The organism is Brachyspira sp. (assembly GCF_029258575.1).
Taxonomy (GTDB): Bacteria; Spirochaetota; Brachyspiria; order Brachyspirales; family Brachyspiraceae; genus Brachyspira.
Genome location: NZ_JARHYI010000092.1, coordinates 1 through 13,912, shown reverse-complemented (window position 1 = coordinate 13,912; position 13,912 = coordinate 1). Strand labels below are relative to the sequence as shown.

11 protein-coding genes and 1 pseudogene are annotated in these 13,912 nt (G+C 26.5%); 4 read left to right on the top strand and 8 right to left on the bottom strand.

What is annotated here, in order from left to right; genetic code table 11:
• Window positions 1–245 (top strand): annotated as a pseudogene (locus Q1J76_RS07285) (hypothetical protein); the annotation flags it as partial.
• Between the two features lie 52 nt (window positions 246–297).
• On the opposite strand, the gene Q1J76_RS07280 reads toward Q1J76_RS07285, so the two are convergent.
• The 8 genes from Q1J76_RS07280 to mrdA form a co-directional block, all read right to left on the bottom strand.
• Window positions 298–1,755 (bottom strand): B12-binding domain-containing radical SAM protein, encoded by a 1,458-nt coding sequence (locus Q1J76_RS07280; RefSeq protein ID WP_300369044.1) that lies wholly within the window; start codon window positions 1,753–1,755, stop codon window positions 298–300.
• A gap of 94 nt (window positions 1,756–1,849) precedes the next feature.
• Window positions 1,850–2,389, bottom strand: coding sequence for an RNA 2',3'-cyclic phosphodiesterase (thpR, locus tag Q1J76_RS07275; protein ID WP_300369041.1), 540 nt, complete (start codon window positions 2,387–2,389; stop codon window positions 1,850–1,852).
• 7 nt (window positions 2,390–2,396) lie between these two features.
• Window positions 2,397–2,984: a hypothetical protein gene (locus Q1J76_RS07270; RefSeq protein ID WP_300369038.1), complete on the bottom strand. Its 588-nt coding sequence runs from the start codon at window positions 2,982–2,984 to the stop codon at window positions 2,397–2,399.
• Window positions 2,985–3,125: 141 nt separating this feature from the next.
• A complete protein-coding gene (locus Q1J76_RS07265; RefSeq protein ID WP_300369035.1) occupies window positions 3,126–3,851 on the bottom strand; it encodes a periplasmic-type flagellar collar protein FlbB in 726 nt (241 codons plus the stop codon).
• 211 nt (window positions 3,852–4,062) lie between these two features.
• The gene (locus tag Q1J76_RS07260) at window positions 4,063–4,674 is read right to left on the bottom strand and encodes an acetate uptake transporter (protein WP_300369032.1); all 612 of its coding nucleotides are present in this window, start codon (window positions 4,672–4,674) and stop codon (window positions 4,063–4,065) included.
• Window positions 4,675–4,836: 162 nt separating this feature from the next.
• Window positions 4,837–5,988, bottom strand: a complete 1,152-nt coding sequence (locus tag Q1J76_RS07255; RefSeq protein WP_300369029.1) for a fused response regulator/phosphatase — start codon at window positions 5,986–5,988, stop codon at window positions 4,837–4,839.
• Between the two features lie 11 nt (window positions 5,989–5,999).
• A complete protein-coding gene (locus tag Q1J76_RS07250) occupies window positions 6,000–7,316 on the bottom strand; it encodes an FtsW/RodA/SpoVE family cell cycle protein (protein ID WP_300369026.1) in 1,317 nt (438 codons plus the stop codon).
• Window positions 7,309–9,312: a penicillin-binding protein 2 gene (gene mrdA / locus Q1J76_RS07245; RefSeq protein ID WP_300369023.1), complete on the bottom strand. Its 2,004-nt coding sequence runs from the start codon at window positions 9,310–9,312 to the stop codon at window positions 7,309–7,311. The genes Q1J76_RS07250 and mrdA overlap by 8 nt, the downstream gene beginning before the upstream one ends.
• Before the next feature lie 340 nt (window positions 9,313–9,652).
• Here mrdA and gatC point away from each other — a divergent pair, with 340 nt between their 5' ends.
• The 3 genes from gatC to Q1J76_RS07230 all read left to right on the top strand — a co-directional run bounded on the left by gatC (window position 9,653) and on the right by Q1J76_RS07230 (window position 13,819).
• The gene (gatC, locus tag Q1J76_RS07240; RefSeq protein WP_300369020.1) at window positions 9,653–9,976 is read left to right on the top strand and encodes an Asp-tRNA(Asn)/Glu-tRNA(Gln) amidotransferase subunit GatC; all 324 of its coding nucleotides are present in this window, start codon (window positions 9,653–9,655) and stop codon (window positions 9,974–9,976) included.
• Window positions 9,977–10,009: 33 nt separating this feature from the next.
• Complete coding sequence (lepB, locus tag Q1J76_RS07235) at window positions 10,010–10,741, top strand: signal peptidase I (protein ID WP_300369017.1); 732 nt, start codon at window positions 10,010–10,012, stop codon at window positions 10,739–10,741.
• Window positions 10,742–11,722: 981 nt separating this feature from the next.
• A complete protein-coding gene (locus tag Q1J76_RS07230) occupies window positions 11,723–13,819 on the top strand; it encodes a tetratricopeptide repeat protein (protein ID WP_300369014.1) in 2,097 nt (698 codons plus the stop codon).
• The last annotated feature ends 93 nt before the right edge of the window (window positions 13,820–13,912 follow it).

Below are 13,912 nucleotides of genomic sequence, written 5' to 3'. Positions count from 1 at the left end.
ATAATTTTACACATCCTAATAGCTTAATATTTTTTAATGAAGATTATAAACAATTTACAGCTTTTACTGTAGATCAAAAAGATGATTTAGAAAAGTTTGCATCTTTCAAAAAAGTAGATTGGAAATTACCAAAAATATTTTATACAGCTAATTATATTTCACTTTACTCATATATAATAGTTTGCAGTTTATTATTAATGCTTATAATTTTTAATATAATCTATTTTAAATTGTATAGAAAATAATTAAATTAATCTGTCAGCATTATTTAATACTAACAGATTAATTATTTTAATTTTATGCAAAATCTTTTAAATGTCCGCTTGATACTTTTTTGAATGCTCTTAAATAGTATTTTATATCATCCAAATCTCTTATAGATAATACCTTATGCATTAAAAACTGCGGAGTAAAACTCAAATTATAAAGTTTCTGTACCCAAGATTTTATTTTTTCTTCGCCTATATCTGTTTTCATAATAGCACTTCGCATATCATAATCTTCCCAATTTTTAGTGGTAAGCCAATTTTCTCTTTTGCATTGATTAAATAATTCAGTACCAGGATAAGGAATTATTATTGTAGCTTGCATAGTTTTAGCATAGCCTTTTAGAAGAAGTTTTTTAGTAAGTTCATAAGTCTTTTCAATATCCTCTTCAGTTTCCCAAGGATAGCCAAGCATTACAGTGATATGAGGAGAAAGCCCAGCATCAGAAGCAGCCTTACAAGAAGGAAGTATCTCTTCAACTTTATTTCCTTTTATGAGTCTATCTAATGTAGTTTGACTTGCTGACTCCAAACCAAATAACAAGAATCTGAAACCTGCTTTTTTCATGAGTCTGTATTCATCTTCATTACAAGCCCCAAAACGCATATTGCAGTCTATATTAACCTTTTTATTTAATTTCCTATCTATCATAAAATTACAGAAATCATTAAGCCATTTCTTTACAGGAAAACAACCTGTATCATCCATTATCTCTTTGATATTATATTTATTATAAAGAAACTCCACTTCATCTACAACATTTTCAGCGGTTCTAGCTCTGAAGTTTGTGTATATTCCAGTCCAAGAACAGAAAGTACATCTATGATGCCAGCAGTCTCTTCCCGCCATTATATAAGTACCTGGAATGCGTTTGAAATTACCATTATCATATGCATATCTTTGCCACTCTGTTAAATCTCTGTCTATGAATGGAAGACTTTTCAAATCATGTCTTAATTCAAAGAATCCCGTATTTTTTATGCTTCCAGATTCTCTGTAATATATACCTTTTTCTAATTGAGCTTTGCCGTTTAAGTATTCTATTAAATTAAGAAGAAGAAAATCATAATCTCCTCCCATTAATAAATAATCAACTTTACAGTTATTCATAGTTTCTTCAGGCATAGCGGTAACATGATCGCCAGCAATAACCACTATCATATTTGGGTATTTAGCTTTCAAATCATCAGCTATTTTCCAAGCTTTATATATAACAGGAGTTTTTACTTCAAAGAATAATAAATCTGGAGTTTTTTCATCTAAATATCTATACCATTCTTTTTCAGTCATATTTCTAGCTATAGCATCAACGAAATCAACATCATATCCTGCATTCTTTATCATAGTGGCAGCCGTAGCAGGAACAACAGGATAAATGTATGTTGGACTTTTGAACCATTGAAATTGTCTGTTTTGTGATAATAATGCTACTCCTCTGTCGCTTTTAAATGGAGGATATCCTATATATATTTTATTTATTTTATTCATAGATTAATTTACCTTTATCATTAAGAATTATTATGTTTATTTTTTATTATACTTTAATTGATAAAAATGTAAATAATCATTTATTTATATGGAATTAAAAATTGATATTAAAAATTTCTGTATAATTATAAAAATCGCTTGAATATAAAGTTATTGAATTGGCTTTGAAAGATGATTTACTAAAGTTTAAATTATTAATTTCTTCGATTTGCTCTTTTAATTTTTCATTATCATATATTTTTTTTACTCTTGCTAATGTAATATGCGATTTGAAATCTTTTTTATCATATTTAAGATTCTCTATATTATCTAAATTACTTCTTAAAGTTTTTACATATTTTTCTAATTCTTCACTTACTGCTTTAACGAATATTACATTTATATCTTTAAATTTATTTGTGAAGTAGGAAATATTTTCAAAGTTTATATTGAATGGGGTAGGGGAGGAGTTTATCACTTCTTTTTTTACCAACTCTATTTGTTCTTCTTTTATATTATTAAAAAATGCTAATGTTATATGCATTTTATCTTTTGATACTTTTTTGAACTCTGAAGTTTTTTCATTCATTTGTAAAAGATTAGAATATTTATTTTTTATTTCCTGATTTAAGTTTAATGCTAAAAATACTCTCATATTATTTTTATATATCCAAACTTAATAATCTTGTTATCATGTCTATTGTAACATCTTTATATAAAATTTTATTAGGTACTATATTTCCGTTAATCTGCTTAGGAGTGATTTTTATATCATTGGTATCTGTTATTGTACTTGCATCAACAGTTTGTATAATCATACTTACTTTATCTAAATATATTTTTTTATCATTATTATATTTGAATGTTATATACATTTTCAAATCAGACATTACACTATGCTCTATAGTAAAATAATTATCTTTATAAACTATATTTCCAATAAGCCCTTCTATATTATTATTAAAACTTTTTAAAGCAATAGTTCCAATATATTTATATTTATTATTTTGTTCTATTTGAAAAAGAGTGTAATAATACCAATAATTATTCTTTGATATAAACATTTCATAAGATGATTTATCTGTAAATCTGATTTTTCTGATGGCGTAAAGTGATAATTCTTTATTATTTTTTAAATTGCCGTCATCTGTAAAATATTTCTCATTAATCTTCATAGGCTTATTATCAATATTTTGAGAATAAAGATTAAAAGAAAATAATATAATAAATATTAAAGCCAATCTTAGCATATATAAAAAACTCCAATTATGATAAATGAAGTTATACCCTATAATTCTTTATTTGTCAATCTTGATTTTAAATTCGGTTAAAATAAAAAAGCCGCTCCTAAAATATTTAGAAACGGCTCATTATTTTTTACTAATAAGTTTTTATGCCCCCAAATCCATTATACCTTCATTAAGCATAGCATCATTATTCATATCATCAGGCATATAATTAGGGAAATCATTAGGTGAAGAAGGCACAGTATTATTTCCCTGATTTGATCTAGCTTCGTATTTCTCTAATATTCTAGCAGCAACATTCGGATCCATCAAACTTAATAGGTAAGAAGTTGTACTGTTTCTTCCTTCAGCAGCAGCTATTGAATCCATTTCTAATAATACATCTATTACCAAATCATCAGAACCATTTGCCGCCAATTGATTAAGTAATGCCACAGAGTTTTGAGGAGGCATACTGTTGATTTTATTAGCTAAATCTGTTAATACTAACTGATACTGAGAAGATTCATCCATAGTAGCCTGATAATTAGACCAAGCATTCAAAAGATTTTGTCTGTCTTGTTCTATTAATTCTGATTGAGTATTCAATTCTATTGCTCTGCTTGCTATTAAAGATTCCTGAGCTTGTAAATCTTTTTCTCTCAAATTAAATGATTCTCTCATTTTATTTAAATCATCTCTTGCAAGAAGAGTCATATCTTCTACTCTTTGTTTTTGTGTGAATCTTGTTAAGAATCCTGGTACATTAGGTGCTATTTTATTACGCATTAAAGTATAATAATTAACAACACCAAATATATCAAACATATATAATAGTGCTATGAATGCTATTAAATTTACTATAGTTAAAATTCCTATTTTTAATCTCATAACCTTTAATCACCTTGCTGCAAATATAAATATTATGATAACATAATATAGAAAAAATAATAATATGTCAACTAGTATTTTGTTATCATAATTATTATCGTAATAATAAAATATTTAGTTATCATATTTTTTAAGTTATTATATAAAAATATGCAAGAAAAAAAGGTCATATATAAAAAATATATATGACCTTATTATATTTTTTGTTAATTTATTTTTTGAATATTCCCAACGGTTTACCAACAGGAAGTACAACTCTTCCTAAATTTTTATTTAATACGCCAGCAGCACATCCGTAGAATCCTATTAAAGAAGCAGCTAATTCAGATATTCCTGCAACAAGCTGAGTTTCTTTAGGAGCTACTCCCAAATAGTTTAATGCCATAGCAACTAATAATATATCTACAGCAATAAATATATAGAATAATACTTTATGAGCTTCAGCAGCACCGAAAGTCAAAGGTATTACAAGAAATAAATATGCTATACATGCAAAACCGAATTGCCTCATATCAAGAGAAGCTTTCATATCTTCTCCAAATACACCTACAGATATCAGCCATATAAAAGCTACAGCAAACCAAAATAATCCGAAAGAACCGAATACAGTTGCTCCAAATACATTATCCTTTTTAAAATCTACAATTGCAGCAACAAATTGAGGAATACATCCCAAAAATATAGCCCAAGGTATAAGTCCTGATACCCCTGTTGTAATTCCTAGTTTTTGAGAAGAGGCTACAAAAGTGATTACTGCAAGACCAAATAAACCATACGGTGATGGGTCTGCTAATGTGTGTGTTACTTTTACTTCATTATTCATGCTATATACTCCTATACTATTATTTATTAAATTAGTATAGAAAAATATATTTGTATGTCAAATTTATATACATATAAATTTAATTTTTTTTACAAAAAAATGATTTTGATGTTATATTGTATATATTTTTATAAATATGTAATGTTTAATGTGATATTTTTATTAATTAGTTCTTCTTAATATTATCATACTTATATCATCAGATAATATATTATTTGAGAATGATTTTAACTCTTTTATTATGCTATCTTTTATAACATTAACATCTTTATGTGAATGTTTCATAAATACTTTTTTTAAAAGTTCATCTCCAAACATTTTCCCTTCTTTATTAAAGATTTCATAAGCACCGTCTGTAAATATGAATAGTATATCATTATGATTTAATTTGATTTTTGTTTCAGAATATTCTATGTTCTCCATCATTCCGATTAGCGGACCTCCGACATCAATTTCTTCTATTTCATCTTTAGATTTATATAACGGTTTAGGCGATCCAGCAGAAGAGCATATAAACTCTCCTGTATCATTATTGTATACAGCGTAAAATACAGAAGCAAATAAATTTTTATCAAAATTCTCTTCTATGAAAAAATTATTAAGTTCCTTAATAAAAGCTGAAGGAGATGTGTTATTATTATAAATACTAATATATGAATCAAAAAAAGATTTTATCAATATAGTAAGCATACTTGCTGCTACTCCATGTCCAGAAACATCTGCAAGGAGTATTGAATAGCAATTATTGTTAATATTTTTTATTCCACTATAATCTCCTGATACTTCATTAGGAGCATAATGAAAAATGGATATTTCATTTTTAGGTATTGAAGTATTTCCATAAGATAGTATTGTCCTTTGTAGCCTTGATGCATATTCAATATCCTGTTTTATCATATTCATATACATTATATTTGATTCTATAACTTTTTTTAATCTTATATATGATTTCATTTTATAGAGTAAAATATCTGTATCCATTGATTTTAAGAAAAATCCGTCAGCCCCACATTCATAAGCTTTGAGAAATTCAGTTTTATTGTTTGTTGCTGTAAGAAAAAGTACTGCTATATTTTTTAATATATTATCTTTTTTTATATGTTCTGAAAGTCTTGGAGCTCCTGCATTCGGAAGCATATAATCAACCAATATACAATCAGGTATTTTATCGTATGCCATATTGATAGCCTCTTCATATGATAAAGCTATATAAGATAAATATCCCGATTCTTTTAAAAAATTCTGAAGGAATTTAGCATAATCTATATTAGAGTCTACAATTAAGACTTTCTCTGTTAAAATATTCTTTTTCATATTAATAACTTCTAATGAACATATCTTCTAGCTTCTACATTGAATATTAAACCTATCGATATAGAAAAAGTCCATATAGAAGAACCTCCGCTGCTTATAAATGGAAGAGTTAAACCTGTAATAGGCATCATTCCTACAACCATACCAATATTAATGATAACATGGCATAAGAACATAGCTATTACACCTGATACAATTAAAGCACCGAGTCTGTCTTTAGCAAAATATGCTGCCATAGTTCCTCTTATAAATATAACAGCATAGGCAAGAACAACCGCAGCACTTCCAAGAAATCCCCATTCCTCACATATGTTAGAAAATATAAAGTCATTTACCTGCTGCGGAATGAAGTTTAATTGGGACTGACTCCCATTTAGAAATCCCTCGCCCAGCAATCCTCCGCTTCCGACAGCTATAAGCGACTGTATGATATTATAACCTGAACTTAATCTTGTTAATTGAGGATTCATAAATACTAATAATCTTTGTTTTTGATATTCTTTTAATCCTATATCAAATGTAAGAGCTGCTCCTACACATAAAAATAATACAAAAAAAGTGAATGATAATAAACCAACATATTTACTATTCATATAGAAATTTAATGTAAGAAGAAGTGCTGATATAAATAAAAATATCCCAGCTAAATATCCTATATATATTCTTTGAGAAAAGAAATTGAAAAGAATATTATCTATATCATCAGACATTCTTTTATATTCTAGAAACATAGGTATAGAAAGTCCTATAACTCCTATACTTATTAAAGCAATAATATATCTTGTAGGTACTCCACCAACAAAAAGCATTATAAATACTATGAAACAATATACAAGAACTGTACCTAAATCTGGCTGAAGCAATACTAAACCTATAGGAATTGCAATAAAAATACCAGCTAATGCAAAATATTTTATTTCTTTTATTCTATCTCCTATTTGATCCAAATATCCAGCCAAAAAAATTATAACTACTATTTTACCAAATTCAGAAGGCTGCATACCAAATAACCAACTGCTACTACCATTTACAGTAGTTCCTATCCCCGGTATTAAAACTAATATTAAAACGCCAAGCATAGGTATATATAAAGACATTCTATGTTCTGCTAATTTTGTATAGTTTATAAACATACTTATAAATGTTAATACTAATCCTGTTGCACAGAAAAAAATAAATTTCAAAAACATCCAACTAGTTTTACCAGATTCTGGAGAATATGTTGATGAATATACGGCTATAGCTCCTGCAACCATTAAAAATATTACAGCTGCTAATATTTTCCAATCGAAGACAAATAGTTTTTTTAATTCTTTTTTATCATTCATATTTTATCCTCTCATCTTGTTCATTTTTTTCTTTTTCTTCTTTCTGATTTCCATCAATATTTTCTAAATTCTCTCCATTTTCCTGAGTTGCTCTCATCTGTTCTCTTGCAAGTCTTATTTGCTGATAAATATACTGCATTCTAGCATATATAACATTTCTAGCATCTACAGCGTCCTCACCCCCCAATATAGAACGAAGCATTGCAGTTGCAATAGGTCCTGCAGTGGCACCACCACCACCACCACTATGCTCTAACATAACAGTAACTGCTATCATATCATCTGTAGGTCTTGTATTATAAGGTCCAAATATAGTAACCCAAGTATGGTCTTTACCCTGAGCATTTTGAGCAGTACCTGTTTTCGCTGCCAATTTGATATTAGGCGACCAAGCACCATTTCTTGCAGTACCGCCTGATACAGCCATTCTCATTCCTTCTTTTACTACAGTGAATATATTTTTATCTATATCCAATTTTTTTATTATTACTTTATCATTATTATATATAACTTCATCTGTTTGAGAACTTCTTATTTCTTTTACAACATGAGGTCTGTACATAACACCATCATTTATTATGGCAGAAGTTGCCATATGAACAGCTATAGGAGTAGCTGACATATAACCCTGTCCTATAACATATTGAATAGTATCTCCATCCCACCAATATTCACCAATTTTTCTTCTTTTCCAATCGGCACTAGGTACAACTCCTACTTTTTCACCAGGTAAATCTATACCTGCAACATCACCAAAACCTAACATTTCAGCATATCTCTTAATGAAATTAGGTCCTAATTCATATGCTAAATTATAGAAATATGTATTGCATGAAAATTGTATAGCTTTGTACATATTTACATATCCATGCTGACCTGTACATCTATAGAATCTATTTTCAAGAAGCATACCGCCACCACAGTATCTTGTAGTATTAATACCTATTCTTTTTTCTGCTAATGCTCCTACAGCTGTTACTAATTTGAATGTTGAAGCAGGGGGATATCTTCCTCTTATAGCTTTATTCCAAAATGGATTGGCAGGATTATTTATAAGTTCTGCATATTTTTGTTTATCTATCTTACCTATAAATATATTAGGATCATACCAAGGAGAGCTTACCATAGCAAGTATTTCTCCTGTTGTAGGCTTTGATACTATTATAGTACCTACCTGACCTCTTATTAGATTTTCTGCATCCTTCTGTATTTTAGAATCTATACTCAATATAAGTTTTTTTCCTGGTATAGGCTTACCTATAGCTGGTGTTATAGTTTCTTTTACTCTGTTTCTTGAGTCTACTATCCATTGTTCGTATCCGTCTATTCCTCTAAGCTCTTTATCATAGAATTGCTCAACTCCTTCTTTACCTACTACACTATTTCTTCTGTATCCTTCGGCCTGCTTGCTTTCAAATTCTTCCTGAGAAATATTACCTATGTACCCTAATACATGCGTCATAGTTTCGCCTAAAGGATAATGTCTTACAGATTTACTGCCATAATATACACCCTGATATTCTTCGGATCTCTCAGCTAAATAACTCATTTGAGACATTGATATATTTTCTGATATTTCAACGGATTCATAGCTGTTTTTTGATACTTTTTCTAAACTAGATTTTATATGTCCCAAATCTATATTAAATACTTTTGACACTCTATATAATAATTCTTCTCTTTCAAAATAGTTTTTAGGTAAATAAACTGGAATCATATACATAGTGTATGTTTTTATATTTTCTGCTACTATAATTCCATTTCTATCGTAAATTTCACCCCTGTAGGCATCTATAGGTATTATTTGTTCTTTGTTATTTCTAGCAAGGCTGTCATAATGTTCATTTCTTATTATTTGCAAATAGAATAATCTTATTAATAATAAGGCTGCTACTATTATTGATATTATAAATACAACTATCAATCTCTTCCTATATTTAAAATCCTCACTTATTATTTTTTTATCTTTATTCAATTCTATTTCCAAAAAATTCATAAATAAACCTTTTACCTTTTAAGAATTATTATTAATACAGCAATATTATATTAATAAAAAAAATTATCAATGCTATAAATAACGGTATTTTTTAGCATATTTTTAATTATTAGATTATGTTATGTTAATTAATTTTAAAAAAATGATACAATACTTTACATAAAATTTAAATGCCTAAAACATAATAATTTAAAATAATATTTATTTTTTATTTATTTATAAAAAAATTACTTTATTCTATAAATTTAATCATATTAGTATGCATCAATAGAATATGTACTATTGAAAAAATATTGATTATAGTATATTATGTTTATATTATAATTTTAAGGATATAATAATGACTACAGATAGAGAAGAATTAGAAGCACTTTTATATCAAACAAGATTAAGAATAGAAGAAAATCAAAAAGATGAAATGTTAGATAGATTGAATAAAGACTTACAATTTATAGAGGATTTATTTGAAGTTAATGTTGATGGTATTGATCCTCTATATCATGTTATAGATTTACCTGAATATTTAAGAGAAGATGTTCAGGGTGATACATTAAATAATGAAGTGATAATGGATTTATGCAGAAGCGGAGAGTATGGTTATATTGTTGTGCCTGCCGTTCCTGCAGCTTTAGAAAACAGCGAGCATCAGGCTAAAAAATCTTAAAATATTTTCAATTACAGAGGTCATCAATTATAGATGAATTATTCTTATGACAGAGAAGAAATAAAAAAAGAAAAAAGAAATGCTATAAAATCTATATTAAAGCCTTTTATTTTTATATATTATAGAAGTAATAGTTTACTTTATAGGGCTATTGCTAGGCTTGTATTTGGTTTTATTATAACATTTATTTTATTTGGAATATTGATTTTATTTGTAAGATTTGACAGAATGAAAAGCTCTACTATGATGAATACTATAGAGCCTAATGAGATATTAATTACTTCCAAATTAAGATATGGAATTACTATAAAACCTTTTGTTTCATCTCTTACAGGAAAGACAATTGTTTTCTCAAGACCTAAAAGGGGAGATATTGTATTTGTAGTGGATCCTAGAACAAAGAAAGAATTTTTTATAAAGAGATTCGTATCATATTTTGTTTACTTTTTTTCTTTTGGAAATTTAAATATATCAAAAACTAGATATTTAGTAAAAAGGATAGTAGGACTTCCAAATGAAACTATAGAAATAAAAAATAAAGTTGTTTATATAAATGGTGAAATTTTGAATGAACCTTGGGCTAATGCCGATTTTGACAGCAGAATTTTGGATAAAGAAATTTCTACAAGAGATAATTTCGGACCTTATATTATAGGCTACAATGAATATTTCGTTCTTTCTGATAATAGAGATTATGGATATGACAGTAGAGATTTTGGTAATGTACCTTTTGCTAATATAGACGGAAAGGTTATTTCAAAATAGTTTTATTATGAAACTTAATCATACTCATACATTATATGCAAGTTATAACGGATATGTAACTTAGGCTATTATCAATATATTTTCTCTTCTTATATTTATAGTATTTCAAAAGAATTGCAATATATCATTAATTCAAATAGGTTTATTTGTATCTTTCAATTTTTGAATACAAATGATTATAGATTTTTTATCTATTAATAGCTACAGATGTATTTTCATCTATGTGTTTATTGTTACTTGTTTATATAGGTCTTATACTGCTATACTTATATGCTTTTTTATTGATGTTATAGGAGAGGAGTATTGATAGAAGTTTTAGCAGTACTATTGTAGAAGCACTTCTTTATTTTGTATTCTTGTATATTTTATAACTGTATTTAGTACTTTAATTCCATAGAAGCTACACTAGTCTGCTGTATTTATATATAAATTTCCACATATAAATATAGCATATTAATCTCAGTTTGGCACAATCTGCAGTGGTTGCAAGTCTATGCTGACCAGAACAAGTTTCAGCTATAATTTTTTACTCATCTTTTTTGCCAATAATACCTATCCTATAGAATTATTAATTTTATTGCATCTGTATTTGTGCAAGTACTTCCAATTTGATATATATCTTTCACACTCCAATACTTTCAGATAAATTTTTGGCATACATTGAAGGAGTTGGGCTGCCTATAAAATCAACTCTTAATTCTTAAAGTTAGCTTAAAAAATCACTTATCATCTATATAATGCAAAAAAGCTTCTTCCTATTCAATTGATAATTTTGCTAATACTTCTGGAATGAATCTCCTCAAAATTTCCAAAAAAATACTTTATTGCTATTTCTCATTTTATAAATACTTATTATAAATATTGCTTTATATAGTAAAAATAACATATAAAAAAATTATCAATGATATTTTATTCTTTTTATTTATATTATTAAAAAATAGTTTATAATGAAATCATATAATAAATATTGGAGAATAATTTATGATTAAAGACAGAATAGATAGTATGTTTGTTCAGGCTAGATTTTATTTTAATTTGGAAAAGTATTCTTCAGCTCTTAGAATATATTTAAAGATAATAAGTTATTTTGAAAATTATGATAAATTATTTGATACTAATTATAAAGATAGATATTTTGCAAGAAGTTATTATAAAACAGCATTAACATTATATTATTTAAATAGATATGAAGAATCAATAGAGTATTATACTAAAGCTATAGAAATAAATCCTCTCTATGAAAAGGCTTTTATTAATAAAGGAATAATACTTGCAAAGCTTATGGTATTTGATGAGGCTTTATATGCTTTTAATATGGCACTTGAAATCAATGATAAATCTGAAATATCATATTTCAATATAGGTATTATATATTCAAAATTAGAAAGATATGAAGATGCTTTATTTTATTTTAATAGAGCATTGGAACTTGGATATGATTATGCTTATTTGAATGTAGCTATGGTTTTGGAGAAGCTTGCAAGAATAGATGAGGCTTTTCTTATTTATGATAAGGCTATAAAAATAAATAAATCTTTAGAAGTGATATATTTAAATAAAGCTAGCCTTCTTATTAATTTAAAAAGGTATCAGGAAGCTATAGAGTATCTTGATAAATCTCTTTTGATTTTGAATGAAAGTAATTCAAAAGGAGATACCATTGTAAAAAATAAAGAGCTAATAGATAAAGAATTAATAGATAGAGAATATATTGAATTGCATATCATTCAGCAAGATGACACTATATACGATAGAATATATTCACTAAAATCTGAGGCATTAATAGGTTTAGAGCAGTATGATTGTGCTTTAGCTTTACTTTTAGATATTAAAGAATCAAAGAATGTTAATATATTTAATATTGTATCAAGATTCATAGATTATATAAATATCGAAAAAATAATTGATATTATTTTGAAAGAAAATAGTTTTTGGACTATAGAAAAAGAAGAGTATTTTAATTTTATAGTTAGAGATATTAAAGATATATCAAGATTAAAAAAACTCTGGATATTACAATATATATTTTTGTATTTAGTTTCTGTAAAGGATAATGATAAGATTAATGAAATATCTCATTATACAAGTATAGAAGTTTTTAATGATATGGCTTTCGATAAAAGATACGAAAAATTAGATAATTCCACATACAGTACATATTTAAAGAAAAATAAACTTAGAATGACAAGCGTAAAAAATGCTAATGACCCAAAAGAAGGAAAAATATTAATGCATCTTCTTAGAAATAATTATGTCAATTCTAAATATGGAAGTATTAATAATTTTATAGCATTGCAAACATCATTCAGCAGATGTAAAGATTCATTAACTATGTATAGATTATATGGAAAATCTGATAATAAAGAGGGTACTGGATGCTGCTTGGTATTTGATAAATCATTTTTTGATACATCTTTTAATAATTTGGACAGTAATATATTATTTTCATTTTCTTATGATAAAAATAATTATTCTAATATAGAGTTTTATGATGAGCAGACATTGCCTTTATATTTTGTACTTTATTATAATAATAAAAATAATGAAATAATATTTAATCCTTGTGAATCTGATTATGATAATCTTATAATCAATTTAAATAAAGAATATAAGATTTGGAATGAGGGAAAAACATTTTATGATAAATTAAAAAATAATATAGGTTATATATTCAATTCTATGTTTGCAATTATAAAAAAGTTTAATTCAGAGGAATTATCATTATCGTATCAGCTTCTTATGAATATTCAATACCTTATGAAGGATTCTTCATTTGTAGAAGAGCAGGAAATGCGTATAATACAGCTTATAGAATACGGCAGCGATCCTTTGCATATAGATGAAAAAATGAAACGTTCATATAAAAATTATCTTTATATATTTGATAATAAAGCATTGAAGGAAGTTATATTAGCTCCTAAAGTTAATGATGCAGATTTTTTAGTAGAAAAGTTTAATGATAGACTTGCTAAGGCAACTAATATATATAACTCTAAAAATATGAAAAATAAATATAAAATAAATGTTTATATATCGAATGTTCCTTGTTTAAGTTCCATAGATATTGCACACTTTTAGTTTAAAAAAAATGAGATATTCCTTATAATTTAAATTGCTAAAAAAAACAAAAAGGAATATCTATGAAACAGTATAATACACAACAGAAAAAAA

Bases quoted from the DNA above. Each gene is read 5' to 3' on its own strand.
- mrdA (WP_300369023.1), bottom strand. From the start codon at position 9,312: ATGAATTTTTTGGAAATAGAATTGAATAAAGATAAAAAAATAATAAGT.
- Q1J76_RS07250 (WP_300369026.1), bottom strand. From the start codon at position 7,316: ATGAATGATAAAAAAGAATTAAAAAAACTATTTGTCTTCGATTGGAAA.
- Q1J76_RS07260 (WP_300369032.1), bottom strand. From the start codon at position 4,674: ATGAATAATGAAGTAAAAGTAACACACACATTAGCAGACCCATCACCG.
- Q1J76_RS07265 (WP_300369035.1), bottom strand. From the start codon at position 3,851: ATGAGATTAAAAATAGGAATTTTAACTATAGTAAATTTAATAGCATTC.
- thpR (WP_300369041.1), bottom strand. From the start codon at position 2,389: ATGAGAGTATTTTTAGCATTAAACTTAAATCAGGAAATAAAAAATAAA.
- Q1J76_RS07270 (WP_300369038.1), bottom strand. From the start codon at position 2,984: ATGCTAAGATTGGCTTTAATATTTATTATATTATTTTCTTTTAATCTT.
- Q1J76_RS07280 (WP_300369044.1), bottom strand. From the start codon at position 1,755: ATGAATAAAATAAATAAAATATATATAGGATATCCTCCATTTAAAAGC.
- lepB (WP_300369017.1), top strand. From the start codon at position 10,010: ATGAATTATTCTTATGACAGAGAAGAAATAAAAAAAGAAAAAAGAAAT.
- Q1J76_RS07230 (WP_300369014.1), top strand. From the start codon at position 11,723: ATGATTAAAGACAGAATAGATAGTATGTTTGTTCAGGCTAGATTTTAT.
- gatC (WP_300369020.1), top strand. From the start codon at position 9,653: ATGACTACAGATAGAGAAGAATTAGAAGCACTTTTATATCAAACAAGA.
- Q1J76_RS07255 (WP_300369029.1), bottom strand. From the start codon at position 5,988: ATGAAAAAGAATATTTTAACAGAGAAAGTCTTAATTGTAGACTCTAAT.